At 65.9% G+C, this 24704-nt stretch carries 26 protein-coding genes; 6 read left to right on the top strand and 20 right to left on the bottom strand.

What is annotated here, in order from left to right; genetic code table 11:
• Positions 1-3: 3 nt before the first annotated feature.
• The 3 genes from OPU71_RS01180 to ruvA all read right to left on the bottom strand — a co-directional run bounded on the left by OPU71_RS01180 (position 4) and on the right by ruvA (position 2340).
• Positions 4-879 carry a DMT family transporter gene (locus OPU71_RS01180; RefSeq protein WP_267724155.1) on the bottom strand — a complete coding sequence of 292 codons (876 nt, stop codon included), beginning with the start codon at positions 877-879 and terminating at the stop codon, positions 4-6.
• 109 nt (positions 880-988) lie between these two features.
• Entirely contained in the window at positions 989-1708 is a 720-nt protein-coding gene (locus OPU71_RS01175; RefSeq protein ID WP_267724153.1) for a UPF0149 family protein, read from the bottom strand.
• 44 nt (positions 1709-1752) lie between these two features.
• A complete protein-coding gene (gene ruvA / locus OPU71_RS01170) occupies positions 1753-2340 on the bottom strand; it encodes a Holliday junction branch migration protein RuvA (protein WP_267724151.1) in 588 nt (195 codons plus the stop codon).
• A 151-nt stretch (positions 2341-2491) separates the two neighbouring features.
• Here ruvA and OPU71_RS01165 point away from each other — a divergent pair, with 151 nt between their 5' ends.
• Complete coding sequence (locus OPU71_RS01165) at positions 2492-2716, top strand: YgdI/YgdR family lipoprotein (RefSeq protein ID WP_267724149.1); 225 nt, start codon at positions 2492-2494, stop codon at positions 2714-2716.
• Positions 2717-2776: 60 nt separating this feature from the next.
• Here OPU71_RS01165 and OPU71_RS01160 read toward each other — a convergent pair whose 3' ends face one another.
• Genes OPU71_RS01160 through rng form a run of 5 tightly spaced genes read right to left on the bottom strand, consistent with a single transcriptional unit; the run spans position 2777 to position 6947 of the window.
• The gene (locus tag OPU71_RS01160) at positions 2777-3391 is read right to left on the bottom strand and encodes a glutathione S-transferase family protein (RefSeq protein WP_267724146.1); all 615 of its coding nucleotides are present in this window, start codon (positions 3389-3391) and stop codon (positions 2777-2779) included.
• Entirely contained in the window at positions 3388-3771 is a 384-nt protein-coding gene (locus OPU71_RS01155) for a hypothetical protein (RefSeq protein WP_267724144.1), read from the bottom strand. The genes OPU71_RS01160 and OPU71_RS01155 overlap by 4 nt, the downstream gene beginning before the upstream one ends.
• Positions 3768-4415: an HAD family hydrolase gene (locus OPU71_RS01150; RefSeq protein WP_267724141.1), complete on the bottom strand. Its 648-nt coding sequence runs from the start codon at positions 4413-4415 to the stop codon at positions 3768-3770. Before OPU71_RS01150 ends, OPU71_RS01155 begins: the two co-directional genes overlap by 4 nt.
• Position 4416: 1 nt before the next feature.
• Positions 4417-5496: an acyltransferase family protein gene (locus OPU71_RS01145; RefSeq protein WP_267724139.1), complete on the bottom strand. Its 1080-nt coding sequence runs from the start codon at positions 5494-5496 to the stop codon at positions 4417-4419.
• A complete protein-coding gene (gene rng / locus OPU71_RS01140; RefSeq protein ID WP_267724137.1) occupies positions 5493-6947 on the bottom strand; it encodes a ribonuclease G in 1455 nt (484 codons plus the stop codon). Before rng ends, OPU71_RS01145 begins: the two co-directional genes overlap by 4 nt.
• A 154-nt stretch (positions 6948-7101) precedes the next feature.
• Here rng and OPU71_RS01135 point away from each other — a divergent pair, with 154 nt between their 5' ends.
• From OPU71_RS01135 to OPU71_RS01120, 4 genes are all read left to right on the top strand, one after another.
• Positions 7102-8295, top strand: coding sequence for an NAD(P)/FAD-dependent oxidoreductase (locus tag OPU71_RS01135; protein WP_267724135.1), 1194 nt, complete (start codon positions 7102-7104; stop codon positions 8293-8295).
• A gap of 110 nt (positions 8296-8405) precedes the next feature.
• A complete protein-coding gene (locus OPU71_RS01130) occupies positions 8406-9623 on the top strand; it encodes a hypothetical protein (RefSeq protein WP_267724134.1) in 1218 nt (405 codons plus the stop codon).
• A gap of 12 nt (positions 9624-9635) precedes the next feature.
• Positions 9636-10064: a hypothetical protein gene (locus OPU71_RS01125; protein WP_267724132.1), complete on the top strand. Its 429-nt coding sequence runs from the start codon at positions 9636-9638 to the stop codon at positions 10062-10064.
• A 4-nt stretch (positions 10065-10068) separates the two neighbouring features.
• Positions 10069-11634 carry a sensor domain-containing diguanylate cyclase gene (locus OPU71_RS01120; RefSeq protein WP_267724130.1) on the top strand — a complete coding sequence of 522 codons (1566 nt, stop codon included), beginning with the start codon at positions 10069-10071 and terminating at the stop codon, positions 11632-11634.
• A gap of 35 nt (positions 11635-11669) precedes the next feature.
• Here OPU71_RS01120 and OPU71_RS01115 read toward each other — a convergent pair whose 3' ends face one another.
• From OPU71_RS01115 to OPU71_RS01075, 9 genes are all read right to left on the bottom strand, one after another.
• Positions 11670-12281 carry a Maf family protein gene (locus tag OPU71_RS01115; RefSeq protein WP_267724128.1) on the bottom strand — a complete coding sequence of 204 codons (612 nt, stop codon included), beginning with the start codon at positions 12279-12281 and terminating at the stop codon, positions 11670-11672.
• Positions 12282-12298: 17 nt separating this feature from the next.
• On the bottom strand, positions 12299-12769 hold the full coding sequence (gene rlmH, locus OPU71_RS01110) for a 23S rRNA (pseudouridine(1915)-N(3))-methyltransferase RlmH (protein ID WP_267724126.1): 471 nt from the start codon (positions 12767-12769) through the stop codon (positions 12299-12301).
• Positions 12769-13140, bottom strand: a complete 372-nt coding sequence (rsfS, locus tag OPU71_RS01105; RefSeq protein ID WP_267724124.1) for a ribosome silencing factor — start codon at positions 13138-13140, stop codon at positions 12769-12771. Before rsfS ends, rlmH begins: the two co-directional genes overlap by 1 nt.
• Complete coding sequence (nadD, locus tag OPU71_RS01100) at positions 13140-13817, bottom strand: nicotinate-nucleotide adenylyltransferase (protein ID WP_267724122.1); 678 nt, start codon at positions 13815-13817, stop codon at positions 13140-13142. Before nadD ends, rsfS begins: the two co-directional genes overlap by 1 nt.
• Entirely contained in the window at positions 13804-14613 is an 810-nt protein-coding gene (locus OPU71_RS01095; RefSeq protein WP_267724120.1) for a BPSS1780 family membrane protein, read from the bottom strand. The genes nadD and OPU71_RS01095 overlap by 14 nt, the downstream gene beginning before the upstream one ends.
• 1 nt (position 14614) lies before the next feature.
• Positions 14615-15355: a BPSS1780 family membrane protein gene (locus OPU71_RS01090; RefSeq protein WP_267724118.1), complete on the bottom strand. Its 741-nt coding sequence runs from the start codon at positions 15353-15355 to the stop codon at positions 14615-14617.
• Between the two features lie 56 nt (positions 15356-15411).
• Positions 15412-16356: a homoserine kinase gene (locus OPU71_RS01085; RefSeq protein ID WP_267724116.1), complete on the bottom strand. Its 945-nt coding sequence runs from the start codon at positions 16354-16356 to the stop codon at positions 15412-15414.
• Positions 16357-16419: 63 nt separating this feature from the next.
• Positions 16420-16758 (bottom strand): DUF2782 domain-containing protein, encoded by a 339-nt coding sequence (locus tag OPU71_RS01080; protein ID WP_267724114.1) that lies wholly within the window; start codon positions 16756-16758, stop codon positions 16420-16422.
• Between the two features lie 11 nt (positions 16759-16769).
• Entirely contained in the window at positions 16770-17498 is a 729-nt protein-coding gene (locus OPU71_RS01075; RefSeq protein WP_267724112.1) for a TIGR00730 family Rossman fold protein, read from the bottom strand.
• A gap of 77 nt (positions 17499-17575) precedes the next feature.
• Here OPU71_RS01075 and polA point away from each other — a divergent pair, with 77 nt between their 5' ends.
• A complete protein-coding gene (polA, locus tag OPU71_RS01070; RefSeq protein ID WP_267724110.1) occupies positions 17576-20365 on the top strand; it encodes a DNA polymerase I in 2790 nt (929 codons plus the stop codon).
• An 82-nt stretch (positions 20366-20447) separates the two neighbouring features.
• Here the strand turns inward: polA and OPU71_RS01065 are convergent, their stop codons facing one another.
• From OPU71_RS01065 to OPU71_RS01055, 3 genes are read right to left on the bottom strand one after another with little or no spacing between them, the layout of a single operon-like run.
• A complete protein-coding gene (locus tag OPU71_RS01065; RefSeq protein WP_267724108.1) occupies positions 20448-21518 on the bottom strand; it encodes a glycosyltransferase family 9 protein in 1071 nt (356 codons plus the stop codon).
• Positions 21519-21560: 42 nt separating this feature from the next.
• Entirely contained in the window at positions 21561-22601 is a 1041-nt protein-coding gene (locus tag OPU71_RS01060) for a CgeB family protein (protein WP_267724105.1), read from the bottom strand.
• Positions 22598-24703, bottom strand: a complete 2106-nt coding sequence (locus tag OPU71_RS01055; RefSeq protein WP_267724103.1) for an acyltransferase family protein — start codon at positions 24701-24703, stop codon at positions 22598-22600. The genes OPU71_RS01060 and OPU71_RS01055 overlap by 4 nt, the downstream gene beginning before the upstream one ends.
• Position 24704: the final 1 nt, after the last annotated feature.

Here is a 24704-nt window from a genome sequence, read left to right as displayed (position 1 = left end):
GGATCAGGGCGCCGGCTTGCTGCGCCCGAAGGTGATCAACACAATGCCCGCGACGGCGCAGACGAAGGCGACGACATGCGCCGTCGCAAGCTGTTCGCCGAGAAACAGCACCCCCACCGTGGTGGAGGCGAGCGGCAGCGCAATCGTGAAGACGCCGGCGTGGTTGGCCGGTACGCCGCGCAGGCCGCTCATCCAGAGCCATACCGAGAACACGCTGGCGCCCAGTGCGTAGAACACCAGCAGAATCCAGATCGCCGGCGCCACCGCGGCAAAGTCAAAGTGCAGCGCCTGCCAGAGGCCGAAGGGCGTCATCAGCAGCAGACCGATCAGGTTGATCAGTGCAGACACCCGCAGCGGCGGCAGATGCGCAGCAATCCGCTTGCCGAACACCACGTAGGCCGCTTCGCATGCCACCGCGCCGAGCAGCAGCAGGTTGCCCGCCAGCGAGTTGTGGCCGCCGGCAGGGTCTTTCGATAAGGCCAGCGTTGCGATGCCGGCAACCGCCAGCAGCACCGCCAGCAGATTGCGCGGCGCCAGGCGCTCGCCGAGGATCAGCCACGACTGCAACGCCACCATCGCCGGCAGCGTTGCGAGGATCACGCCGGCCGCGGTGGCCGAGGTCATCGACACGCCGTAGAGCATGCAGATCGAGAAGAGGAAGTTGCCGAAAACGCTCTGCAGGATCAGCGCGCGCCAGCTTGCGGGGGAGATCCGCTCGCCGGTTTGCGGCAGCGTCTGGCGGAGCATCGCGACCGCACCGATGCCAAAGCGCAGCCACGCCAGCAGGAACACTGGAATCGCCGCGACGAGGGGTTTGGACAGCGCAACATAGGTGCCGACCACGCTCATCGAGGCGAACAGCAGGGCGTAGGACTTCATTGGTCTTTGCGGGCGGGGAGTGGGGAGTGGGGAGTGGGGAGTGGTGAGTGGGGAGTTGGGGAGCCGTGCGAGCCGTTACTCCCGACTCCCCACTCCCCAGCAAGCCCGATCAGTGGAGCTTCTCAGGCGAGCCGCAGCACTTCTTGAACTTCTTGCCGCTGCCGCAGGGGCACTGATCGTTGCGGCCGGGCAGTTCGGGCGCGCGCATCGGTACGCGCGGCGCGGTGACCACCCGCATGTAGCGGCGCCAGAAGGCGTAGAGGTATTGCAGGCCGGCGACGAGCGGGCTAAGCACCTCGTCGCGCTCGTCTTCGGTGAGCGGATGGCCGGGCGACTTTTCGCCGGTGTCCATCGCGGCGATGAGGTTGAGCAGGGTGACGCATTCCTCGTCTTCTTCCAGCGCGTCCCAGTGCTCGTCTTCGATCCATTCAAGGCCGTCGCGGAAGCCCCGTGCCCAGCCTTCGGCGAGCGGGTGGCCGCTTTCCTTCGGGTCGTCCAGCAGCGGGAAGTACATGGCTTCCGAGCCCTCGTCGGCGCTCACGCCGGACCAGTCTTCGCGGAATCCGGTAGCGACGGTGTTCCAGTGCCGCATCAGCAACTCGATCATCTGGCGCGCCTGCGCGTCCGAATCCCACTCGGGCTCTTCGGTGCCGAGCACGGCGGGTACCCACTCGGAGGGGGGCACGACTTCGGGCCCGACCACCAGGGCACAGAACAGGCCGTCCAGCTCTTCGAGCGACACGGAGTCGGGGAACTGCGTGAGCAGATCGTCGAGGGTGTCGAGTTCCTCGTCAGTCAGGGGGCGGTGGATTTCGATGTTGGAGTTCATGGTGCGTCCTGCGAGCAAATGGGCGGGCGATGGTTCGGGCCGGATCAGACTTTGGAGAGCAGCTTGAGGGCCGCGCGGATACCGTCGGAAACGCCGATGTCGGGCGGCAACTGTTTGAGTGCCGCCTGCGCTTCCTTGTCGTTGTAGCCCAGTGCCAGCAGCGCGTTGGCGATGTCGCCCTGCGCGCCCGCCGGGGCGCTGGCGGCGTGGGCATGGGCGGCAGGCAAGGCTTTTGGCAACTTGTCGCGCAATTCCAGCAACAGCCGTTCGGCCGTCTTCTTGCCGATGCCGGGCACCTTGGTCAGCCGTCCGGGTTCTTGCGATGCGACGACTTGCGCCAGTTCGTTGACCGACAGGCCAGATAGCACGGCAAGCGCGGTGCGTGCGCCGATGCCGGAAATCTTGAGCAACTGGCGGAAGGCCACGCGTTCGTCTTCGGCGCCAAAGCCATACAGGAAGTGCCCGTCTTCCCGCACCGCCATGTGGGTGTGCAGCGTCACCGGTTGGCCGGTCGCGGGCAGGTTGTAGAAGGTGCTCATCGGCACTTCGAGTTCGTAGCCGACGCCGCCGACATCCAGCAGGATCTGGGGTGGATTCTTTTCGGCGAGGGTGCCGCGCAGGCGTCCGATCATGATTGCAATAAATCCTGAAAGCGCCGATTGTACGGGGTGCAGCGATTGCTGCGCGGGCGCGTGCAGATTGCCCCGCCGGGTTTTCAAAGCGGCCTGCACCCATTGGCATGGGCCGGTGATCATCAACGTACCAAGAAAAGGAGCTTTGGCAATGAAGCGTGTTTCGAAGGCAGTTGTGATGGCCGTTGCGTTGTCGTTCGGACTTGCTGCGTGCGGCGGCAGTCAGTACATCCTGAGCACCAAGGAAGGCCGCATGCTGGTGTCAGACGGCAAGCCGCAACTTGACGAGAAGTCCGGCATGTACAAGCTGCGCGATGCCGATGGCAAAGCGACGATGGTCAACAAGGACGATATCGTTCAGATCATGGAGCGCTGACGCAGGCGCTGTGCTGCACCGGTTGATGAAACGGGCGACATCGGGTCGCCCGTTTTCATTTCAGTCGAGCGGGAACGTGATGAACGCGGGGTGGGCTTCTGCGCGCGCAGAATGGGCCAGAAGCCGCGGGTAATGCGCTTCGTCGATCTTGCCGGGTAGCACGAATCCGGCGAACCGCCATGCGACCGCGCTGGCCACATCTGCGCTGTCAGGGGTGTGGCTGCCAAACCAGTCGCCACCTTCCGGCAAGGCCGACTCGAGCAAGCCAAAGGCATCGCGCAACTGCCCGCTGATGCGGGCAATCCAGTCGTCCCAGCGCTTGTCTTCAGGCCGCAGCACGATTTCGTAGTACCACTGCACAGCCTTTTCCATCGCGGCGAGCGCAACCCCGAGCCGGTAGAGCGTGTGCTGGCGCGCTGGCGCCGCGGTGGGGGTGAGGCGGCGCTCGGGCGCTGCGAGCGATTCGAGGTGGTCGAGGATCAGCGTGCTGTCCATCAGGATGCCGCCGTCGTCGCAGATTAGGGTGGGCGCCTTGATCAGCGGGTTGATCTCGCGGAAGCGATCGATGTGGCGGAATACCGATACCGCTTCGTGTTCAAGTGGCAGCCCCATCAGCCGTGCCGAGATCGCAACACGGCGCACGTAGGGTGAATCAAGCATGCCGATCAGCTTCATTTGCGTTCCTCCTTGACCGTGGGGCGGCGGGTGCAGTCTTCGGCGGTCTGGCGCAGGCGGGTGAGCACTGCGCGGGCTTCGTCGGCAGACTTGACCGGGATTCGTGCGTCGTAACCGCTGCCAAGATTGCCGCCGCCATAGGTGAGTTGAACCGCATCGGCGCGCGCTTCCACGTACTGCACGATGCCCAGGTTGATCCAGCGCTGGGTGGCGCCTTCGGTCGGCAGGGGAAACAGACAGAATGCACTGGAGCCGACTGGCCCGCCAATCGCGGCAGCCGGGGGCTGCAGTGGCGCGCCGTTGCCGGACTGTGGCGCACTCTGGGTTTGCGCGAGGGCCGAGCAGGCGCCCAAGAGCAGCGGAACAAGCAGGATCTTCATTCAAGCTCCTCGATCACATCGAACAGGGACGTGAGCGCTCTCGCGCCCGCCGTGAGCACATCCTGGTCCGGCGGCAGCAGATCGGGCACGATCCGCACCGCCATGCCGGCCGCCAGCGCGGCACGCGCGCCAGCGTTGGAATCCTCCAGTGCAAGGCATTGCGCCGGCGCCACGCCAAGGCGCGCGGCTGCGGCAAGGAAGATATCCGGTGCCGGCTTGCCCTGCGCAACCTGATCGCCGCCAATCACCGCATGCATCCGCGCTGCCAGGCCGCAGCGCTCCAGCTTGAATACCGCGCGAGCATGGCTGGTGGAAGTGGCCACCGCGCGCGGCAAGCCGCGTGCGTCAAGCTGGTCGAGCAGTTCATGCACCCCCGGTTTCAGCGGGATGCGCCCCTCGGCGATGATCGCCTCGTAGCGGCGTGCGAATTCCTCACTGTGCGCCGCCACATGCCGCGATTCGCCGAACAGCCCAAGCAGCAGCGCAGCGTTGTCCCGTGCGTTGCGCCCGATCATTGCGAGTGCAGTTTCCTCCCGCCACGGCAGGCCCAGCGCCTCGCAGGCCTCACGCCCGCAGGCGTAGGCGATCCGCTCGCTGTCGAGCAGCAAGCCGTCCATGTCGAAGACCACCGCCCGGATCAACATGCTAAGCGGCCCGAGCGAGCCGTGCTGTGGCCAGCCAGCGTTTGAGGGTGTGCGAGAGCGGGCCTTCGACACGGCGCAGGATCAGGTGCGCCGCGCCCAGCATCAGCGCCGTGATCGCGACAAGCGCCAGCCAGCGATTGACGCCCCGGTCTGCCAGCATCATGAGCAAGTCGGTGCCAATCTCGCCGTGGATCAGGTACAGCGGGTAGGTGAGTGCGCCGGGGTAGGCCAGGCCGGCAATGCGTTTGGGGCCGCCGCCACGGGCCAGCCAGAGAAACACGGTGAAGAAGACGCAGATGGCGACCAGGACAACGATGGGCTCATACGGTACGGCGGTCAGGCGCTCCTTCAGATCCATGTACCAAAGCCCTTTTCGCAGCGCTTGCAGGAAAGCCAGGGCCAGGATGGCTGCACGTAGCGGCGTGAGGCCGGCGCTTCGAATTCGGAAGCAGATTGCGCCGGCGACAAAGTAGTGGCACCACTTCAGCGCCAGCGCGCCAGAGAGTGCGCCCAGCGCCGGAATGCGGTCGGCCACCAGCGCAAGCGCGAGCCATGCCGCCAGCACAAGGTCGATTCGTGGCAGTTGGCGCAGTAACAACACGACGAAGATCAGCGCGTAGAACTGCAGCTCTACCGCCAGTGTCCAGTACGAACCATCGAGATCTGGCACGGCAAACAGGCTTTGCAGCATCGTCAGGTTCGCCGCCAGTTGCAGCGCACCGGGCGGATTGCCGGTCGCTGCAAGACTGAGCCAGATGAAGGTGAGCGCCACGCAGGCCCAATAGGCCGGGTAGAGTCGCAAGAAGCGCGACCTGACGAACTTGCGTGGCTCGCCATGGCCGGCGCTCATCAGAATGACAAAGCCGCTGATCATGAAGAACAGATCGACCCCCAGATAACCGTACTGTGCGATGCCGCTCAGGATCGGGTAGGCCATCACCCCCGGGCTGTTGGCGTTCCAGCAACGGAAGGCGAAGTGAAACATCAGCACCGATATCGCGGCGATGAAGCGCAGGCCATCGATCGCGTCGATTCGATCGTCGGCGGACGGCAGGCCTGGCGCGCGGATGGCGTGGCTCACAGCAGCACGATGTCGAACTGCTCGGGGTTGTAGCTGCTTTCGGCGTGCAAGGAGATCGGCTTCTCGATGAAGTCCGACAGCATTGCCAGCGCCTGCGATTCTTCGTCGAGGAAGAGGTCGATCACCGATGGCGCGGCGAGCACGCGGTATTCCTTGGCGTTGAACTGGCGTGCTTCGCGCACGAGTTCGCGCAGGATCTCGTAGGCGACCGTGCGCGAAGTCTTGATCTCGCCACGGCCGTTGCAGGTCGGGCAGGCTTCGCAGAGGATGTGCGCGAGCGACTCGCGGGTGCGCTTGCGCGTCATCTCGACCAGCCCCAGCGAGGTGAAACCGCCGACCGACACCTTGGTGTGGTCGCGCGAAAGCGCCTTGTTCAGCTCGGCCAGCACTGCGGCGCGGTGCTCGTCGCTTTCCATGTCGATGAAGTCGATCAGGATGATGCCGCCGAGGTTGCGCAGGCGCAGTTGGCGGGCGATCGCGATCGTCGCTTCGAGGTTGGTCTTGAAGACCGTATCGTCGAAGGTGCGCGCGCCGACAAAGCCGCCGGTGTTGACGTCGATGGTGGTGAGCGCTTCGGTCTGGTCGAAGATCAGGTAGCCGCCACTTTTCAGATCCACCCGCCGCGAGAGCGCTTTCTGGATTTCTTCTTCCACGCCATGCAGGTCGAAGAGCGTGCGCTCGCCGGTGTAGTGATCCAGCAGGGGGACGACCTGCGGCATGTACTCGCTGGCAAACGCGGTGAGTTTCTGGAAGTTCTCGCGCGAGTCGATCACGATCTTCTCGGTCTCGGGCGCGACCAAGTCGCGCAGCACCCGTTGCGCGAGGTTGAGGTCGTGGTACAGGGTCAGCGGCGGCAGCGCGCCGACGGTGCGGGTCTTGATCTCGCTCCACAGCTTGCGCAGGTAGGCGATATCGGCCGCCAGCTCGTCGTTGCTGGCCAGTTCGGCCATGGTGCGGACGATGAAGCCGCCGGCTTCGTCGGCGGGCACCAGCTGTTGCAGGCGTTCGCGCAGCGCCAGGCGTCCTTCTTCGCTTTCGATCCGCTGCGAAATGCCGATGTGCCGCTCCTGCGGCAGGTAGACCAGCAGGCGCCCGGCGATGCTGATCTGCGTGGACAGCCGCGCGCCCTTGGTGCCGATCGGGTCCTTGAGTACCTGTACGACCAGGCTCTGGCCCTCGTGCAGGATCTTCTCGATCGGGCGCTGCACCTCACCGGCATGGCGGTCGCACCAGATGTCGGCCACATGCAGGAAGGCGGTGCGATCCAGGCCGATCTCGATGAAGGCCGACTGCATGCCGGGCAGCACGCGCACCACCTTGCCCAGGTAGATATTGCCGACAAAGCCGCGCGAGTGATCGCGCTCGACATGCAACTCCTGTACGACCCCGTTCTGCAACATTGCAACCCGGGTTTCCTGCGGCGTGAAATTGATCAGGAATGATTCGCTCATGATTGGCGCTTCGAAGTGTGATGCGAGAGCATCCCCTTGCGGAGGTGCTCCCGCATCGCACACCGGCGGCGCCGCAGCGGCGGGTTGCGCATTCATTCTAACCGCCCGACCGGGCCCTCGCCCGGTAAGATCTCGCGCTTAGTTGGAGCGCGGAATGGCAGAACAGTTCGATGTGGCAGTAATCGGGGCCGGGGCGGCCGGCATGATGGCCGCCGCAGTTGCGGGGCAACGCGGGCGGCGGGTGGTCATCATCGACCACGCCGCGCACCTGGCCGAGAAGATCCGTATTTCCGGCGGCGGCCGCTGCAATTTCACCAATCTGCAGGCGGGGCCGGCAAATTACCTCTCGGACAACCCGCACTTCTGCCGCTCGGCCCTGTCGCGCTACACCTCGCGCGACTTTCTCGATCTGATCGAGCGCCACGGCGTGCGCTGGCATGAGAAGCACAAGGGCCAGCTGTTCTGCGATCACAGCGCGCAGGACATCATCGATCTGCTGGTCGCCGAGTGCGATGCCGGCAACGTGGCATGGCGGCGGCCGTGCAGCGTGGCGGCGGTGTCGCGCGGCGAGGCGGGCTTCAGCCTGGAAACCAGCGTGGGCGTGATCGACGTTTCCTCGCTGGTGATTGCCTCCGGCGGGCTCTCGATTCCGAAGATCGGCGCGACCGATTTTGGCTTCCGTATCGCACAACAGTTCGGATTGCCGCTGATCACGCCGCGCGCGGCGCTGGTACCGCTGGCGTTTGCAGCGAAGGACTGGGCGCCGTTTGCCGAGTTGGCAGGCGTTTCACTCGAAGTGGAGGTTTCCGGCGGCAGCGGCAAGCGGCGCGGCCACTTTCGCGAAGACCTGCTGTTCACGCACCGTGGCCTGTCTGGCCCGGCGATCCTGCAGATCTCGTCGTTCTGGAGCCCCGGCGAAGCCATTACGCTGAACCTTGCGCCAGACATCGATCTGGCCGCTGCCCTGCTTGCCGCCAAGCCGGGCAACAAACAACAGTTGCAAAACGTGCTGGCGCAGTGGCTGCCCCGCCGCTTGGCCGAGCATTGGGCGGCGGCCAGCGGCTACGCCGGGCGGCCGCTGGCGGATCTACCGGACCGCGCGCTGCGCGAGCTCGCGCAACAGCTCAACGCCTGGCAACTGGTGCCGGCCGGCAGCGAGGGCTACCGCAAGGCCGAAGTGACCGCCGGCGGGGTCGATACCCGCGTGCTCGATCAGAAGACCATGATGGCCAAGTCGGTGCCGGGCCTGTATTTCGTTGGCGAAGTGATGGATGTGACCGGCTGGTTGGGGGGATACAACTTCCAGTGGGCCTGGGCCAGCGGCTACTGCGCCGGGCAGGCCGCCTGATCCGCCCCTCAAGCGCCGGCAAAACCGGCCGATAAGACTGAAGCGCGGCAGCGGACTGCCGGTTTCACGGGTGGCGGATGCGATTCATGTTTGTGCGGCGGTGTCTGTGCATGTTGATCAGCCTGTTCCCGGCCCTGGCGGTACTCGCCGAGGACGGCGCGGGCGAGTTCGAGCAGCCCTGGCGCCTGGGTGGCTTTGGCACCCTCGGTGGCGCGTGGTCCTCGGTGGACACCTACGAGTTTCGGCGCGATGCCACGCAGGCGCCGACCGGGGTCTCGGGCGGGGCTGGCTCGGCGTCGGTGGATTCGCGACTGGGCCTGCAACTGAACTATCGCCTCTCACCCGAGTGGGAGGCTGTTGCCCAGGGGCTGGTCCGCTATCGCTATGACGCCTCCTGGCGGCCCGAGCTGAGCTGGGGCTTTCTGAGTTACACGCCCGATGCCGCACTGAGCCTGCGCGCCGGGCGGCTCGGGCTGGATATCTACCCGCTTTCCGATTCGGCCAACGTGGGGTATTCCTACCTCACGGTTCGCCCGCCGCCGGACTACTACGGCGGCATTCCGATGCAGTCCTTCGATGGTGCGGACATCAGCTACACATGGCCGCTGGGTGCCGACGTGGTACGCGCCAAGGCCTACCTGGGCGCCGCGCGCGGCAAGGCCCCGGCCGATCCTCAGGGCGGGGTGTTCGTGCTGGACGGCTCGCCGATCGCCGGTGCTTACCTGGAATACCTGAGCGAGCGCTGGACTGCGCGCCTGGGCTACTCGCGGATCGAGGTGGCTGAAGAGTTGCCCTTCCCCGAAGTTTTCGAGCTGCTGCGCCATGGCGGCATTCCGGGCGGGCCGGCGCTGGCCGAGCAGCTTGCGGTCAAGGACAAGCGTTACGGTTACTGGGCGGCGGCGCTGGGCTATCAGGACGGCCCCTTGCAGACACAGTTCGCGGGCAGTGTCTTCAGCTCCGACTCCTATTCACTGCCGGACTATTACGCCGGCTTTGCCCAGATCGGCTATCGTCTGGGGGCGTTCACGCCCTACGGCTACATTTCCGCTGCGCACTCGCCGGATGCGCCGCCAGCATCGGGCCTGCCGCCCTGGCCGGTGCTCGCACCGCTCGAAGACGCGGTGGCGCGCATGATTGAATCGAACATGAATGATGTGCGCAGCTATGCGCTTGGGGTGCGCTGGGACTTTGCGCAGAACTTTGCCCTCAAGGCGCAGGTCGAGCGGATCCGCGGCACACACAGTCTGGTGCTCTGGGTAGTCCCGCCTGGCATGCCCCAGCCCTTCCAGACGACGGTGCTCAGTGCGACCGTCGATTTTGCGTTCTAGGCCATGGCCCGCATGTCGATCCGATGCTTTGTCGCCGCGACCCTCCTGATGTGGGCGGGCGGCGCCGGCGCGCTGGATCTGGTGGTGGTCGTCAGCCCCGCGAGCGGCGTTGAACGCCTGAGTCGCGACGAGGTGATCAATCTTTACATGGGGCGCGCACGCAAGCTGCCTGGCGGCACTGCGGCTCGGCCGATCGACCTGGCCAGCGGGGCGGGGCGCGAAAAGGCGCTGTTCTATCAGCGGCTGCTGTCGCGCGATCTGGCCGAGGTGAAGGCTTACTGGGCGCGGCTGACCTTTTCCGGCCAAGCGTCGCCGCCGGTGCAGGCCGACAACCCGGACCAGGTGCTGGATCTCGTGGCGCGCAATCCAGGGGGGGTGGGTTATGTCGACCGCACCCTCGTCGATGCGCGGGTTCGCATCGTCTATTCGTTCGGGGAATGAACGCGTGATCCATCTGCTCCGCCGCAACCTGCGCCTGCGTGCAGCCGCGATCATCTTTCTGGTGGGTGGGCTGGCGGGCCTGTGTGCGGCCCTGGTCAGTATCCCCATCGTGATGAGCACCGAACGGGCGCTCATGCAACGCCAGAGCGAAGCGCTGATCGACGCGGTGGAAGATGCGGTCAGCACCGCCTGCTTTGTGGACGACCGCGAGTTGGCCAAACAGGCCCTCGCCGGGCTGGTCAAGAATCCCTACCTCCGCGGGGCCGAGATCCGGGTTGACGGGCGCGTGATCGCCGCGGCAGGGGAGGCGCGCACTGCGGCATCGGTACTCAGCCGTGCAGTGCACTCGCCGTTTTCGAAGTCGCAAGTCGTGTGCGAGATCCGTGTCGAACCGAACGAAACCTACACACGCGAGCGCGTCTACACCAGCGCGCTCAGGATTGCCGGCCTCCTGGCGGCGCAGACGGCGGCCGTGGTGCTGGCGGCCTTGCTCGCGGTGGGCTACTTCGTCACCCAGCCGATCCGCAGCATCTCCATGAGTCTGCATCGCATCGAAGCGGGAGCCGGCGGGCAGATTCCGATGCCACGCGGGCATGACGCCGACGAACTGGGCATGCTTGTGCGTGATACCAATCACCTGATCAGCGGTTTCTCGGGCCTGATCGCCAGCGAGCGAGCGCTGCGCGCGCAGCGCGAGCGCGACGAACAGCGCATGCGCCTGATTTTCGAGAACGCTGAAACCGGGCTCTTCACGCTGGCCGACGATGGCCGGCTGCAATCCTGGAACCCCGCCTGCGTGAGCGTGCTGGGCGGGCCCCTCGTTGGCGCTGCGGCGCCGACCCTGGCGCAGCTCCTGCCATCGCTGGCGCCCGCGCTCAACGCCTTGCAGCAACGCTGCATCGAACGGCAGCGCTCGGTGTCGGAAGACTTCGCCCTGCGCGAGCACGACGGGCAGGAGCGCTGGATCCAGATCGTGCTGACGCCGGCGAGCGGCGGCGAGCTCCAGGGTCTGGCCAACGACATTACCGACCGCAAGCGGGCCGAGGAGGCCGCACAGGAACTGGCGACCACTGACAGCCTGACCGGCGCGATGAACCGCCTTGGCCTCAACCGCCGCCTCGCCAACATGGTGGCCGAGCACGCCCGCGACAGCGCACGCGGCTTCTCCCTGGCAATGATTGATCTGGACTGGTTCAAACAGGTGAACGACACCTGGGGCCATGAGGCCGGCGATCATGTGCTGAGAGTCGTGGCGCAGCGGCTTGAGCGGGCGGTGCGCCGGACCGACACAGTGGCCCGGCTCGGTGGCGACGAATTCGTGCTGCTGCTCGATGGGGTTTCCGAAGCGCGCGCCGCCCTGACGATTCTTGAGAAAGTGCGCGACGCCGTGCTGGCGCCGATACCGCTGGAAGGCGGGGCGCAGGCGAGGGTGGGGGCCAGCATTGGCGTGGCGGTGGTCTCCGGCGCTGTCCATTCGCCCGACGAGCTGATGCGCCGTGCCGACGCGGCGATGTATGCCGGCAAGAAAGACGGGCGCAACAACACGCGGGTATTCAGCGATACGGCCTGAGCGGCGCGCCGCAAAGCGCGCCGCCGCCGCGCGCCTCAGACCGGGTAGTCGAAGCTGCGCAGCAATTGCGCAGTGTCGTGCAGCGGCAGGCCGACGATGCCGGTGTAGGAACCGCGGATCTCGGCCACGAAGGCGCCCGCGCGGCCCTGAATGCCGTAGGCGCCGGCCTTGTCCATCGGCTCGCCGGTGGCGATGTAGCGCTGGATCTGTTCCTCGCTGAGTTCACCGAATCGCACTTCGCTGACCGAGAGCAGGTGTTCGATCCGTTGCCCGTCTGCCATCGCGATGGCCGTGAGCACCCGGTGCGTGCGGCCAGCAAGGCGGTGCAGTATCGCCGCGGCGTCGGCCGTATCTACCGGCTTGCCAATGATCTCGCCGTCCAGATCGATCGTGGTGTCGGCAGACAGGACCGGGTGCGGTACCAGGCTGCGCCAGGCCAGCCGCGTCCAGCCGCCCTGCGCCTTGGCGCGTGCCACGCGCACCACATAGTCGACCGGCTCTTCGCCGGGTAGCACGTCTTCGTTCACGTCGGCGTCTTCGCGCGGTGGCGCACGGAACAGCAGGGTGTCGAAGGCAATGCCGATCTGGTGCAAGAGCTCGCGCCGGCGCGGGCTGCGCGAGGCGAGGTAGATTCTGGGTGGCAGCATGCGGGTCGTCCTGCGCCTTACTCGCGGTGGTACGGGTGGTTCTTCGTCACGCTCCAGGCACGGTAGAGCGTCTCGGCGAGCAGCACCCGAACCATTGCGTGCGGCAGCGTCAGCGACGAAAGACGGATCTTTTCGTGCGCCGTCTGCTTGAGCGAGGGGTCGAGCCCATCGGGCCCGCCGATCACCAGCGCCACATCGTCGCCTTCGCCAAGCCAGCGCTCAAGGCGTTGCGCGAGCGACTTGGTGCTGAGGTCTTCGCCGCGTTCGTCCAGAATCACCAGATGCGCGCGTGGCGGCAGCGCAGCGCGGATACGTTCGGCCTCGGCCGCCATCATCTGCTCGGCCGTCTTGCCACCGCTGCGCGGTTCGGCCTTGACTTCATGCAGTTCGAGCGCGCATTCGCGCGGCATGCGCTTGGCGAAGTCGCCAAAGGCCTCGTCGACCCAGCCGGGCATGCGGGTGCCGACGGCAATGATCAGCAGACGCATCAGAACGTTTCGTGGCGGGCGTCGGCCTCATGCGGCCGATGGCGGACCGGCGTGTGCGACCAGATTTCTTCCAGGTTGTAGTAGGCGCGCACGGCAGGCTGCATGACGTGAACGACGATGTCGCCCAGATCGACCAGCACCCATTCGCCGGTGTCCTGCCCTTCCATGCTCACCACATGACCGCCGGCTTCGAGCACCTTGTTCTGCACATTGCGGGCGAGCGCCTTGGTCTGGCGGTTTGAATCGCCGCTGGCGATGACGATGCGGTCGAACATCGCGGTGAGGCGGGTGGTGTTGATGACTTCGATGTCCTTGGCCTTGATGTCCTCAAGGGCGTCAACAACGAGTTTTTCGAGCGTTGAGATGTTCATCAGAAAGCGTTTTCCTCCGGTTCAAGATAAAGGCCGTGCTGGGCAATATAGTCGACAACCCCCTCCGGCAACAGGTAGCGCGGGCTTTCACGGCGGGCGCAAAGGGTGCGGATGGCGGTAGCCGAGATGTCGAGCGCAGTGATCGGAAAGCGCACGATGCAGCCGTGGGGGCGCGCCTGCAGCGCATCGGCGGCGCTTTCACGCTGGCGGCATTGCTCGGCCAGCGCGGGTGAGAGGGCGGCAAGCTCAAGCGTATGGCCCGGCCGTGTGGCCACCGCAATGTGGGCCAGTTCGAACAGGGTGGTCCAGCGGTGCCAGCTTGGCAGGCCGGCAAATGCGTCAGCGCCCAGCAGCAGTACGAGCTGGCGCGCATCACCCAGCTCGGCGCGCAAGCGTTCAAGCGTTGGCACGGTGTAGCTGGGCGCTTCGCTCAGGACTTCGGCGGCATCGACTTCCAGGCGCGGATTCTCGGCGGCGGCAAGCTGCACCATGTCCAGCCTTTGCGCAGCGCTGGCGCCCGGGGCGCCGCGGTGGGCCGGGCGCCCGGCGGGAATCAGCCGGATCCGACCAAGGCCCAACTGCGTGACGGCCTCTTCGGCAAGCCGCAGGTGGCCGTTGTGGATCGGGTCGAAGGTGCCGCCGAGGATGCCCAGCGGCGCGCGTTCAGACGGCTGCATCCCGCAAGCCGGGGAAGACTTCCAGAGCGTTGGCGTAGAACGCTGCGTAAAGCGCTGGCACCATGAACAGCGGCAGCATCATTGCAAGTGAGGCGCCCAGCATGGGGGAGGCCATGGTCACGATCGCGGCCGCAATGCCGGGGATCAGCCAGAACACCACCATCATGCCGAGACCAAACACCAGGAAAGCGCTGAAGTTGCGCCAGAAGGCAACAAAGCTGAAGAACGCGGCCTTGACCGCGGGCACCTGGCTCCAGCCCGAGAGCAGGGGCGCGAACCAGTTGGCCATCAGCGCGGGCAGGGTCAGCACGATCAGCAGCAGGGCGGAACGCAGCAGATTGCCAGCGTCGAGCGTGGCGTCGTCCACCTTCTTGCGACCCTGCATCACGTCGAGCAAAAGGCCATCGTCAATCAGGGTCGTCACGCCAAGGGCGAGCGCGCTGCCAACGTAATAGATCAAGCCCAGGATCAACAGTTGCCGCGGGTTGCGCTTGAGGCCGGAAAACAGGGCGAACGGATGCACCGGATCGCCCCGGTCCACCAGTCGGCAAACGTCGAAAACGCCGACTGAAAGCGCCGGCAGCAGCAAGGCAACCGGCGCCTGGGCAATCCACGGGGCAAGGGTCTCCGGCAGCAGCGCGGCCAGCACCGGCACCAGCAACATGCCGGCCACCATCAGTACCAGCCACATCAGCATGACGTTGGCGGCGAGCGCGAAGGGGTTGCGGCGGTAGAGCGCGAAGCCGGCCTTGATCCAGCCCAAGCCGCTGGCGGCGGGGAGTTTTAGCGCCTGCATGTCAGATCACCGTGGCCGGGTTGGCGCCGATGACGTCGCGCCAGGAAGCGTAAATCGTGGTGGCGACCAAGGGGATGACCAGCACGATGCCAAGACCGAAGGTGCTGAAGACGATCAGCGGCACGCCGATCACCAGCAGCAAGGAGAGCAGGCCGGCGGCACCCAGGTTGTGGGTGGTGGCCTGGAAAGACAGGCGCATGGCGTCGAAGGGCGATGCGCGGTTGAGCATGACCAGCGCGGGCGCAAACCACAGCGCAAGCAGCATGCCGACCACGACGATGAATGACACGAACAGATCGGCAGTCCAGCTCAGGACAACCGTGATCAGGCTGAAGTGCGAGAGGCCGGTGAGGTCAAGCAGCAGGCCTAGCGCAAGACTGGTGATCATGGTGAGGATGCCCGCGGCGGTCAGCGCGATGCCCTGCAGCACGCCGATCATCGCCAGATTGGCGGCGTGCTTGCGCAGCCCTTCCCAGAGTTCGTTCAGTTGCAGGGTGCCGGCTTCGTCGGCATGGCGCGCGGCGGCGATCATGCCGCCGGCCAGTACCTGAAGCACCACCATGGCGAGCACCCGCCCGATCAGCGGCAGCGGCACCGCGATGGCCAGCAGCAGAAAGGTGACCGCTCCCATTGCGACCCAGACTGCCGGGTGCTTCATGAACAGTTGCCAGCCTTCACGCAGCCAGATCAGGGCGCGGCCGGGCGGCACGCGGGCGGGAACGGGAATATGGTGGGAATGCATGAGGCTACCAAGAATGCTCTGGGTGGCGGATGCTATCAAATCCGCATGCGCTGCGTTCAGGGCAGCGGCACGGCATGCGGTTGCGCGATCCGGGCACGCAGGATCTCACGGAACTCGTCGGGGTTCTTCACCAGCACCATCTCGCCTTCGCGCGGGCGATGGAAATCTTCCAGCCGCGAGAGCCAGAAGCGCAGCGCTGCGCGGCGCAGCATCGTCGGCCAGGCTTCGCGTTCGGCGCGGGTGAAGGGCCGGTCTGCGTGGTAGGCGAGCAGGAAGGCCCTGGCGCGCGCCGCGTCCAGCGAGCCGTCGGCACGCCCGCACCAATCGTTGACGGTGACCGCGACATCGAGCAGCAGGCTGTCGCTGCAGGCGAAGTAGAAGTCGATCACGCCGCCGACATGCTCGCCGTCCCACAGCACGTTGTCGCGGAAAAGGTCGGCGTGGATCGTGCCCTGCGGCAGTTCAACCGAGTCGAGCCCGCGTTGCACGATCAGCTCGGCATCGAGCAAGGCACGGTCGCCGGGCGGGAGTTGGGGGCGGACGGTGTCGGCAGTGCGCTCGCGCCAGGCTGGGCCGCGTGAGTTCTCCTGCCGCCGCCCATACGAAACGCCTGCCAGGTGGAGGCCCGCGAGCATCGCGCCGAGGCGCTCGCAGTGCGCGACGGTGGGCGACATCTCCGAGCGGCCGGCGAGCCGCGCCACCATCACGGCGGGCCGACCCGCCAGAGTGCCAAGGTAGTCGTTATCGCGCGTCGCGATCGGCGCCGGGACGGGCAGTCCGTGCCGCGCCAGGTGGGCCATCAGGTGCAGGTAGAACGGCAGTTCGGCGCGTGGCACGCTCTCGAACAGCGTCAGCACATAGCGGCCCAGCGTGGTGGTGACGAAGAAATTGCTGTTCTGAACGCCGGCCTCGATGCCGCGCAATTCGCTCAGCCGCCCGACGGCATAGCCGCCGAGCCATTGCGTGATTTGCTCAGGGGTAACAGGTGTGAATACGGACATGGCTTTTCGTTGCGCAGACCGGCCGCTTTGCGCGCCAGCGGGCGGCGGCCTGCAAGGTTCTGCTTACCAGCTCTTGATCAGCCACATCGGCACAGAGAGGTTCTGCTGGCCTTCGCCAGTTGGCGCAAAGACGCCATCACCCTTCTGGTCGACCAGGTAGTAGGGTTGGCCGACCTTGGGCGTCACCTTGATCATGTAGAGCTTGCCCTTGATGCGGTACTCCTCGATCTTGTCTTCGCCGCGGGTACTGACGTTGATTTCCGGTTCTTCGCTGGCATCGACCACGCCGGGCGGCGGCGGGGGCGGTTCCGGGATCGGTTCGAGTTTGGGCGGTGTTTGTGCAAAGGCGTTGCCGGAAACCAGCAGCGCGATGGCGATCAGGGTGTGGATCGGGCGGAGCATTTGGACGCCTCTCACAGGTTGAGCATCAGTTCGTGTTCGCCGGGCAGAGGCCCGAAACCGCGGTGCTCGTAGTGTTTGAAGATGGCATCGACAACCTCTTTCGGGCTGTCGAGCAACTGCACGAGGTCAAGATCTTCGGGGCTGATGACCTTTTCGGTGACCAGCGTATCGCGAAACCAGTCGATCAGTCCTTTCCAGAACGGCGAGTGGACAAGAATGACCGGAATCGGTCGGCTCTTGCCGGTCTGGATCAGCGTGAGCGACTCCATCAGCTCGTCCAGCGTGCCGAAGCCGCCGGGCATCACCACATACGCACTCGCGCACTTGACGAACATGTACTTGCGCGCGAAGAAGTGGTGGAAGGTCTGCGAGATGTCCTGGTAGGGGTTGCCGTGCTGTTCCATCGGCAACTGGATGTTGAGCCCGATCGACGGCGACTTGCCGAAGAACGCCCCCTTGTTGGCCGCTTCCATGATGCCGGGGCCGCCGCCCGAGATGACCGAGAAGCCCGAATCCGAGAGCAGGCGCGCGATCTTTTCGGTCATCACGTAGTACGGGTGGTCCGGCTTGGTGCGGGCGCTGCCGAAGATCGTGACGGCCGGGCGGATCGGCGCCAGCCGTTCGGTCGCGTCAACGAACTCTGACATAATCCCGAAGATCCGCCAGGCCTCGCGGGCCATCTGGCCATGCAGGCCGGGGGTGGTGGCGGTTACAGGCGGAAGTTTCTCTTTCGCGCTCATTCGAATCTTTCGTTGCAGGACTGGGGCGGTGTCGTGAGCGGCACGGCTACTGCAACACTCACCGGTTGATTTAACCCATGCCGACGCTGCTGCTGGTCGACGGATCGTCCTATTTGTACCGCGCTTTTCATGCGCTGCCAGACATGCGAAATGCTCGCGGAGAGCCGACTGGCGCGGTGTATGGGGTGCTGAACATGCTACGCCGGCTGTTGGGTGACTACAAGGCAGAGCGGCTGGCCTGTGTCTTCGACGCCAAGGGCAAAACCTTCCGCGACGACCTCTACCCCGCATACAAAGCCAACCGCCCGCCGATGCCCGAGGATCTGCGCGCGCAGATCGAACCGATCCATGCCTGCGTGCAGGCGATGGGCTGGCCTCTTGTGATGGTCGAAGGCGTTGAGGCGGACGATGTGATCGGCACGCTCGCGCGCCGCGGTGAAGCGGCGGGCTATGACGTGGTGATCTCGACCGGCGACAAGGACATGGCGCAGCTGGTCACCTCGCGTGTGCGTCTGGTCAATACCATGAGCAACGAAGTGCTTGATGAGGCCGGCGTGCTGGCCAAGTTCGGCGTGCCGCCGACGCGCATCGTGGACTATCTTGCGCTGGTCGGCGACACCGTCGACAACGTGCCGGGCGTGGAGAAGTGCGGCCCGAAAACGGCGGTGAAATGGCTCACCGAGTTTGATTCGCTTGACGGCGTGGTGGCTGCCGCGCAGCTCAAGGAGATCAAAGGCAAGAAGGAGGACTGGAAGATCGGCGGCGTGGTGGGCGACAAGCTGCGCGCGCATCTGGACTTCCTGCCGGTGGGGCGCAAGCTGGTGACGATCGAAACCGACTGCGAATTGCCGGTGACGCTTGACCAGCTCGACCCCGCGACGCTGAACCGTGAAACCCTCGCCGAATGGTTCGAACGCCTTGAATTCCGCACCTGGCTGCGCGAAACGCGTGCGGCACTGGCCGGTGGCGGCAGCGAGGCTGCGCCTGCCGCACCCGCCGAGAAGGCGCAGGAGACAACACCCGCACAGGCCTCATTGCTGGGGGAGGCCGGCGCGCATCGCGCGGGCTACGTCACGATTCTTGACTGGCCCACCTTTGATGCCTGGCTGGTGAAGATCACTGCCGCGCAACTGACGGCTTTCGACACCGAAACCGACAGCCTCGATCCGCTGCTCGCGCGCCTGGTCGGCATGAGTTTCTGTGTCACCGAGGGCGAAGCGGCCTATCTGCCGCTGACGCATCGCTACCCCGACTCGCCTGCACAGCTGCCGCTTGATGAGGTGCTCGACAAGCTGCGCGGCTGGTTCGAATCCGATACGCACAAGAAGCTCGGCCAGAACCTCAAGTACGACATGCATGTGCTGGCCAACCACGGCATCCGCCTGCGCGGTGTGGCGCACGACACGCTGCTCGAATCCTTCGTCGTCGAGAGCGACAAGGGGCACGACCTCGACCAGCTTGCCAAGCGGCATGCCGGCATGCTCGATGCGCTCAGCTACACCGACGTGTGCGGCAAGGGCGCCAACCAGATCGGCTTTCACGAGGTCGATATCCAGCGCGCGACCGAATATGCCGCCGAAGACGCCGACGCCACGCTGCGCGTCCACAACGTACTGATCCGCCGTGTCGAGGGCGACCCGGCGCTGGCCAAGCTCTACCGCGACATCGAAATGCCGGCGCTTGAAGTGCTCTGGGCGATGGAGCGTAACGGCGTGCTGATCGACCGCGATCTGCTCATCAAGCAGTCCGACACGCTGGGCCGCCGCATGATGGAGATCGAGGCGCAAGCGCATGCGCTCGCCAAGCAGCCCTTCAACCTCAACAGCCCCAAGCAGATCCAGGAGATCCTCTTCGAGCGCGAGCAACTGCCGGTGATCAAGAAGACTCCCGGCGGCCAGCCTTCGACCGACGAAGAGGTGCTGCAGCAACTCGCGCTCGATTATCCGCTGCCGAAACTGCTGCTTGAATACCGCAGCATGGCCAAGCTCAAGAGCACCTACACCGACAAGCTGCCGCGCTCGGTGAACCCGGGCACCGGGCGGGTGCACACCAGCTTCTCGCAGGCCGGCGCGGTGACCGGGCGACTGTCGAGTTCCGAGCCCAACCTGCAGAACATTCCGGTGCGTACCGAAGAGGGCCGCCGCATCCGCGCCGCCTTCATCGCCGCGCCGGGCAACGTCATCGTGTCGGCCGACTACTCGCAGATCGAGCTGCGGATCATGGCCCACCTGTCCGACGATGCGCGCCTGCTCGAAGCCTTCGCTCAGGGCGAAGACGTGCACCGCGCGACCGCCGCCGAGGTGTTCGGCCTGGAACCCGCCGAAGTCACCAGCGAGCAGCGCCGCTACGCCAAGGCGATCAACTTCGGCCTCATCTACGGCATGAGCGCACACGGGCTGGCGAAGGCGCTGGATCTGGAGCGCAGCGCGGCGCAGGCCTACATCGACCGCTACTTCGCCCGTTACCCCGGCGTCGCCCGCTATATGGAAGAAACCCGTCACTTCGCGCGCGATCACGGCTACGTTGAAACGGTGTTCGGCCGCCGCCTGATGCTGCCGGAGATCCGCGCGGCCCAGGTCGGCCGCCGTCAGGGTGCCGAGCGCGCCGCGATCAACGCGCCGATGCAGGGCACCGCTGCTGACATCGTCAAGATCGCGATGCGCAAGGTGTATGACTGGCTGCAGGGCAGCACGCTGCAATCGAAACTGCTGCTTCAGGTGCACGACGAACTGGTGCTCGAAGTGCCGCAGGGCGAGCTCGAGATCGTGAAGCCGAAGCTCGCCGAGCTGATGAGTGGCGCGGCGGCGCTCAAGGTGCCGCTGCTGGTGGAAGTCGGTGCCGGCGCCAACTGGGACGAAGCGCACTAGGGCTTCGCGCTACGAAGCGCACCAGCGTCGAGCGATACGAAACCAACCCGGCGCCTTGTCGCGCGCGGGCCGGGTACGTGGCCTAGCGGATTGCGCCGCGTGCTGTGGCGCGTTCGTGCATCGCGGGCTTGAGCCGCGCCAGAGCTTCAATCGCCGCGCTGGCCGGCACCTCCGCGACCTTGCGGCTTTCCGGTTGCAGGATCTCGTGCGGCACGCCCCACGGATACCAGCGTGTCGCGTCCGATTCGCCGAAGAACACGGCCATCGGCAGCCCGAGCGCGGCGCCCAGATGCATTGCGCCACCGTCGCTGCAGAGCATGCCGTCGCAGATCGCAAGGCCGGCCATCAGCTCATCCAGGCGGGTGCTGGGCCAGGGCAGCAGCGGGAAGCCGGCGCCGAGCGCGTCGATGATCTGCCTGGCCTTGCCATCGTCGCCGGGATGCATCGGGTTCTTCTCGTCGCCGGGCGACCAGAACAGCATGAACTGATACTCGCCTTGCCCCGCCAGGTTGCGCAGGGCCTCGATGAAGTGCTCGGCGGGCCAGCGCTGGCTCGGCAGGCGCGCGCTGATGTGCACGGCGAGTGTTGGACGCAGCTTGCGCCAGGGTTGCTGGTTTAGCGTGCGCTGGGCGCCGGCCTGCAAGTCGGCATCGGTGCGGACCACCAGCGGCCCCGGCTTGCCGGTGATGCCCAGCGGTTCGAGCAGGCGGAAGATCTCCTCGGACTCGTGCTCCGGGCGGCGTTCGACCGGCACGCCCATGTCGATGCGGCTTGCGAGCGGGTTTCCGGCTTCGGTGAAGCCGATCACATGCTTGGGCTGGATCAGTCGGGCGAGGCGCACCGGGCGTGCCATGCAGCCACCGTTGGCGAGGATCACATAGTCGTACTTGCGCTGGCGCAAGCGAAACATCAGCCGTGCGCGCTTCCACAGCACCCCCAGCGCCGATTCGCTGCCACGCACGCGGTGGTGGGTTTTCGTGTAGGCGAACACTTCGTCCAGATCGGGGCTGCGCATGACAACCGGCAGGTTGTAGCTGTTGACCAGGGCGTCGATGCGCGCGTCCGGGAAGCGCTGTCGCAGGGCACTGATCAGCGGCGTGGTACAGACTAGATCGCCAATGTTGTCGCGGCGTATGATCAGGATGCTTGTCATGAGGTGTATCCGGAATCGTGTTGGGGTGCGCGGGGCCGGCGTTCAGCCGGGGCCTGCCAGGCCGGCGCCGGCGAGCAGGCGCGCCATTTTGCTGCGGTAGTCTTCAAGCTTGCGAACGCGCTCGAGGCCGGCTGCCGCGATCTTGCTGCGGGCGGCATCGTTGGCCAGGTAGAAGCGGCACTTGTCGCGCAGTTCCTCGATGCTGTGCCAGGTTTCGATCTCTTCGCCCGGCTTGAAGAAGGCGGCGAGATCCTCGCTGAAGTCGGTGAGCAGGAAGGCGCCGGTGGCCGGCACATCCAGCACCCGCAGGTTCAGGCCCTTGCCGGCTTCGGGCTTCCAGCCGGTGACGTTGAGCACGATCTTCGAGCGGTTGTAGAGCCGGTTGAGCGCATCGCCGTAGATGCCGCGCGCCTTTACCCGCCGCCAGAGCGCGGGGCGCCAGCCGTTCTTGGGTTTGCGCCAGCCCGGCCCGTAGATCTGGATCGGCAGATCGGTCAATTGCGAGAACACCTCTAGCCGGCGCGGGTTGAGTCCGCCGACGAAGCTGATCGGCACGTCTTGCGCGAGGCCGGGGATCGGATGGTAGATCGCCGCGTCATGGCCGAGCAGATCGAGCCAAGCGACGCCCTCAGGCAGTGGCGCCGGGTGGATCGAGAAGTAGTGGTCGTAGGTCTGTGCGTCTTGCGCGAGAAACTCGGCCGACTCCGGCCCACCCACCCACCAGCCGACGCTGGTGCCGAGCAGACCGTTCTGCTTGGCCCGATCAAGCGTTGCCTTGCTGTAGTCGGTGCCGCGCACAACCAGCAGCAGATCTGGCTTCACGGCTTCGAGGCGCTCGTACAACCGTGCGTTGCGGAAGTTGTCGTTGTCCACGCCGAGCTGCCGCGCCAGGTCGACGTCGGCACCAAGCCCCTTCGTGATCTTTCGCAAGGGCTTGAAGAGCAGGTTGTTGATCGGGCTCTCGGCCTGGCAGTGGAAGCGCTCGACCTTCCAGCCGTTGGCTTCAAGGCCGCGGACCAGCGAGTCGCCCAGCGGCAGCGCGTCGCTGGCAAAGAAATAGCTGACGAGTGCGGTGCGGGTCATGGCGTGGCGTCGTCTCCGGCAAGCCATTGCAACGATGCTTGAAAGCTGGCGCCAAGCGTGCGGGCGGTGCTTGCCGTCAGGTGATCGCGGTCCTGATAGCGCGCCCGCCCGGCGCTGTTGGTGGCCGCGCAGACCGATCCATCGCACAGTTGCACGAGCGGGTCCCACAGGCGGACATTCGGTTTGTTGGTCGCCGCGCGCTCGATTACCGCGCGGATGCTGCTGCGTGCGGCGTCGGCCTCGGCGCGCGAGACGTCGCACTGTGCGGCGGGCATCCGCTGCAGGCACTCGGGTGGCGGGTAGTGAAATTCGGGTGCGGGCAACACGATCAGCACACGCAGCCCCAGGCCTGCCATGCGCGCCAGTTCGTCCTCCAGCGCCTTCTCCATTACCTGAAGCGAGGCGGCATGCGTCAGTTCGCCTTCCCCGGTGCGCCAGGCGCCGGCGCTCAGGCTGCCGGTGACTGCCGGTGCGGTGGCGTCCAGCAGGCCCAGCTTTTCGCGTTGCGCGCCATGCTGGCCTGCGGTATAGCCGCGCCAGCGTGCGCCGATGATCACGCCGCGAAGCCCCGTTTGCGCCAGCGCATTGATTTCTGCCTGCACCGCCTGCGAGAAGTTCAGGCACCAGGTCCGCACCGCGCCTTCTCCGGCAGGCACCGCGCCAGGTGTGGGCGGACAGCCGTGATACACGCGGCGTAGCAGCGTCAGCCCCATCGTTTTGCCTTGCTCGTCGAGCATGGGCATCAGGTGATCGGCGTGCGAATCGCCCCACACCACCACTTGCGGAGCGGCATCGGGCCGGCCAAACAGGCAGGCTGCCGGCGGCGCGAGCGGGATGCCTGTCGCGGGCATGTCGCAGGCTTTGGGCATTGCCATTGCATCATGGCGGGCGGCAATCACCGCGCCTTGGCCCGGCCAGGGCCAGCGTGCAGGCAGTTCCATTGAAAGCGTGCCCAGCAGCCAGATGCCAAACGAGACCAGCAGGATGCGCTTGATGGCCTGGCGGCGATCACGCAACCAGGGCGCTGCGCCAAGACGGATCGGTTGCTCGATGAAGCGGTAGGTGAGCCATGCCAGCGCGAGCGCGAGCGGCCCGGCGAGCAGGAAGTCGCGCCACAGCAGGCGCTCGCCGAAAGACCAGTAGCGCGCCAGGGCCAGCAGGGGCCAGTGCCACAGGTACCAACCGTAAGAGATCAGCCCGATGCTGCGCCACGGGTTCATCGCGAGGAGCCGGCTGACCGGGTTGGCGCGATCGAGCGCGCCCGCCAGCAGAACCAGCGCGGTGCCCAGCACGGGCAATAGCGCGACGTAGCCGGGGAACAACATGCCTTCGTTGATCAGGGTGACCGATGCGGCGAGCAGGGCCAATCCGGCCGCGCCAGCGAGCGTTGCGATCCCTCTGCTGCTGGTTCTTGCCGGGATCAGGCATAGCGCGCCGCCGACGGCGAACTCCCACGCGCGTGTCGCCATCAGGTAGAAGGCGGCCGGCCCGTTCTTCGCCGATAGCCACAGGCAGTAGGCAAATGACGCGGCGAACAGCGCAGCGAGCATTGCCAGCAGTGCGTTGCGCCGGGTTGCGACGGCCTTGCCGATCCGATAGACGCCGAACAGCAGCAAGGGCCAGACAAGGTAGAACTGCTCTTCGACTGCCAGTGACCAGGTGTGCAACAGCGGCTTGGTATCGGCGCCAAGGTCGAAGTAGTCGAACGCGTGCTTGAGAAAATGGTGGTTGGCCGAAATCAGCGCAACCGAGCGGATCTGCCGGCCGAGCTTGTTCTGGTCGTCAGGCAGCAGCAGAAAGTAGGCCAGCGCAGCGGTGCATACGGCGACGACGATCATCGCCGGGGCTAGTCGCCGCAGGCGCCGGCCGTAGAAGGCGACAAAGCTGAAGTCGCCGCTGCGTTCCAGTTCGCGGCGGATCAGGTCGGTGATCAGGTAGCCGGAGATGACGAAGAAGATATCCACGCCGACGAAGCCACCCGGCAGGCCGGCCAGGCCGATGTGGAAGGCGACAACGCTTAGCACCGCGATGGCGCGCACGCCATCGATATCCGGCCGATAGTCCGCTGCGCGAACGCAGGAAGAAAGGGTCAGTGCTGACATG

This window comes from Niveibacterium sp. 24ML, from assembly GCF_026586805.1.
Classification (GTDB): Bacteria; Pseudomonadota; Gammaproteobacteria; order Burkholderiales; family Rhodocyclaceae; genus Niveibacterium.
The sequence above is the reverse complement of the archived record's forward strand: the minus strand, read 5'-3'. Positions and strand labels throughout refer to the sequence as shown.

What these genes read in the sequence shown, in the direction of transcription:
- OPU71_RS01180 (WP_267724155.1), bottom strand. Translation starts at nt 879, where the DNA reads ATGAAGTCCTACGCCCTGCTGTTCGCCTCGATGAGCGTGGTCGGCACC.
- OPU71_RS01175 (WP_267724153.1), bottom strand. Translation starts at nt 1,708, where the DNA reads ATGAACTCCAACATCGAAATCCACCGCCCCCTGACTGACGAGGAACTC.
- ruvA (WP_267724151.1), bottom strand. Translation starts at nt 2,340, where the DNA reads ATGATCGGACGCCTGCGCGGCACCCTCGCCGAAAAGAATCCACCCCAG.
- OPU71_RS01165 (WP_267724149.1), top strand. Translation starts at nt 2,492, where the DNA reads ATGAAGCGTGTTTCGAAGGCAGTTGTGATGGCCGTTGCGTTGTCGTTC.
- OPU71_RS01160 (WP_267724146.1), bottom strand. Translation starts at nt 3,391, where the DNA reads ATGAAGCTGATCGGCATGCTTGATTCACCCTACGTGCGCCGTGTTGCG.
- OPU71_RS01155 (WP_267724144.1), bottom strand. Translation starts at nt 3,771, where the DNA reads ATGAAGATCCTGCTTGTTCCGCTGCTCTTGGGCGCCTGCTCGGCCCTC.
- OPU71_RS01150 (WP_267724141.1), bottom strand. Translation starts at nt 4,415, where the DNA reads ATGTTGATCCGGGCGGTGGTCTTCGACATGGACGGCTTGCTGCTCGAC.
- rng (WP_267724137.1), bottom strand. Translation starts at nt 6,947, where the DNA reads ATGAGCGAATCATTCCTGATCAATTTCACGCCGCAGGAAACCCGGGTT.
- OPU71_RS01135 (WP_267724135.1), top strand. Translation starts at nt 7,102, where the DNA reads ATGGCAGAACAGTTCGATGTGGCAGTAATCGGGGCCGGGGCGGCCGGC.
- OPU71_RS01130 (WP_267724134.1), top strand. Translation starts at nt 8,406, where the DNA reads ATGTTGATCAGCCTGTTCCCGGCCCTGGCGGTACTCGCCGAGGACGGC.
- OPU71_RS01125 (WP_267724132.1), top strand. Translation starts at nt 9,636, where the DNA reads ATGTCGATCCGATGCTTTGTCGCCGCGACCCTCCTGATGTGGGCGGGC.
- OPU71_RS01115 (WP_267724128.1), bottom strand. Translation starts at nt 12,281, where the DNA reads ATGCTGCCACCCAGAATCTACCTCGCCTCGCGCAGCCCGCGCCGGCGC.
- rlmH (WP_267724126.1), bottom strand. Translation starts at nt 12,769, where the DNA reads ATGCGTCTGCTGATCATTGCCGTCGGCACCCGCATGCCCGGCTGGGTC.
- rsfS (WP_267724124.1), bottom strand. Translation starts at nt 13,140, where the DNA reads ATGAACATCTCAACGCTCGAAAAACTCGTTGTTGACGCCCTTGAGGAC.
- nadD (WP_267724122.1), bottom strand. Translation starts at nt 13,817, where the DNA reads ATGCAGCCGTCTGAACGCGCGCCGCTGGGCATCCTCGGCGGCACCTTC.
- OPU71_RS01095 (WP_267724120.1), bottom strand. Translation starts at nt 14,613, where the DNA reads ATGCAGGCGCTAAAACTCCCCGCCGCCAGCGGCTTGGGCTGGATCAAG.
- OPU71_RS01090 (WP_267724118.1), bottom strand. Translation starts at nt 15,355, where the DNA reads ATGCATTCCCACCATATTCCCGTTCCCGCCCGCGTGCCGCCCGGCCGC.
- OPU71_RS01085 (WP_267724116.1), bottom strand. Translation starts at nt 16,356, where the DNA reads ATGTCCGTATTCACACCTGTTACCCCTGAGCAAATCACGCAATGGCTC.
- OPU71_RS01080 (WP_267724114.1), bottom strand. Translation starts at nt 16,758, where the DNA reads ATGCTCCGCCCGATCCACACCCTGATCGCCATCGCGCTGCTGGTTTCC.
- OPU71_RS01075 (WP_267724112.1), bottom strand. Translation starts at nt 17,498, where the DNA reads ATGAGCGCGAAAGAGAAACTTCCGCCTGTAACCGCCACCACCCCCGGC.
- polA (WP_267724110.1), top strand. Translation starts at nt 17,576, where the DNA reads ATGCCGACGCTGCTGCTGGTCGACGGATCGTCCTATTTGTACCGCGCT.
- OPU71_RS01065 (WP_267724108.1), bottom strand. Translation starts at nt 21,518, where the DNA reads ATGACAAGCATCCTGATCATACGCCGCGACAACATTGGCGATCTAGTC.
- OPU71_RS01060 (WP_267724105.1), bottom strand. Translation starts at nt 22,601, where the DNA reads ATGACCCGCACCGCACTCGTCAGCTATTTCTTTGCCAGCGACGCGCTG.
- OPU71_RS01055 (WP_267724103.1), bottom strand. Translation starts at nt 24,703, where the DNA reads ATGTCAGCACTGACCCTTTCTTCCTGCGTTCGCGCAGCGGACTATCGG.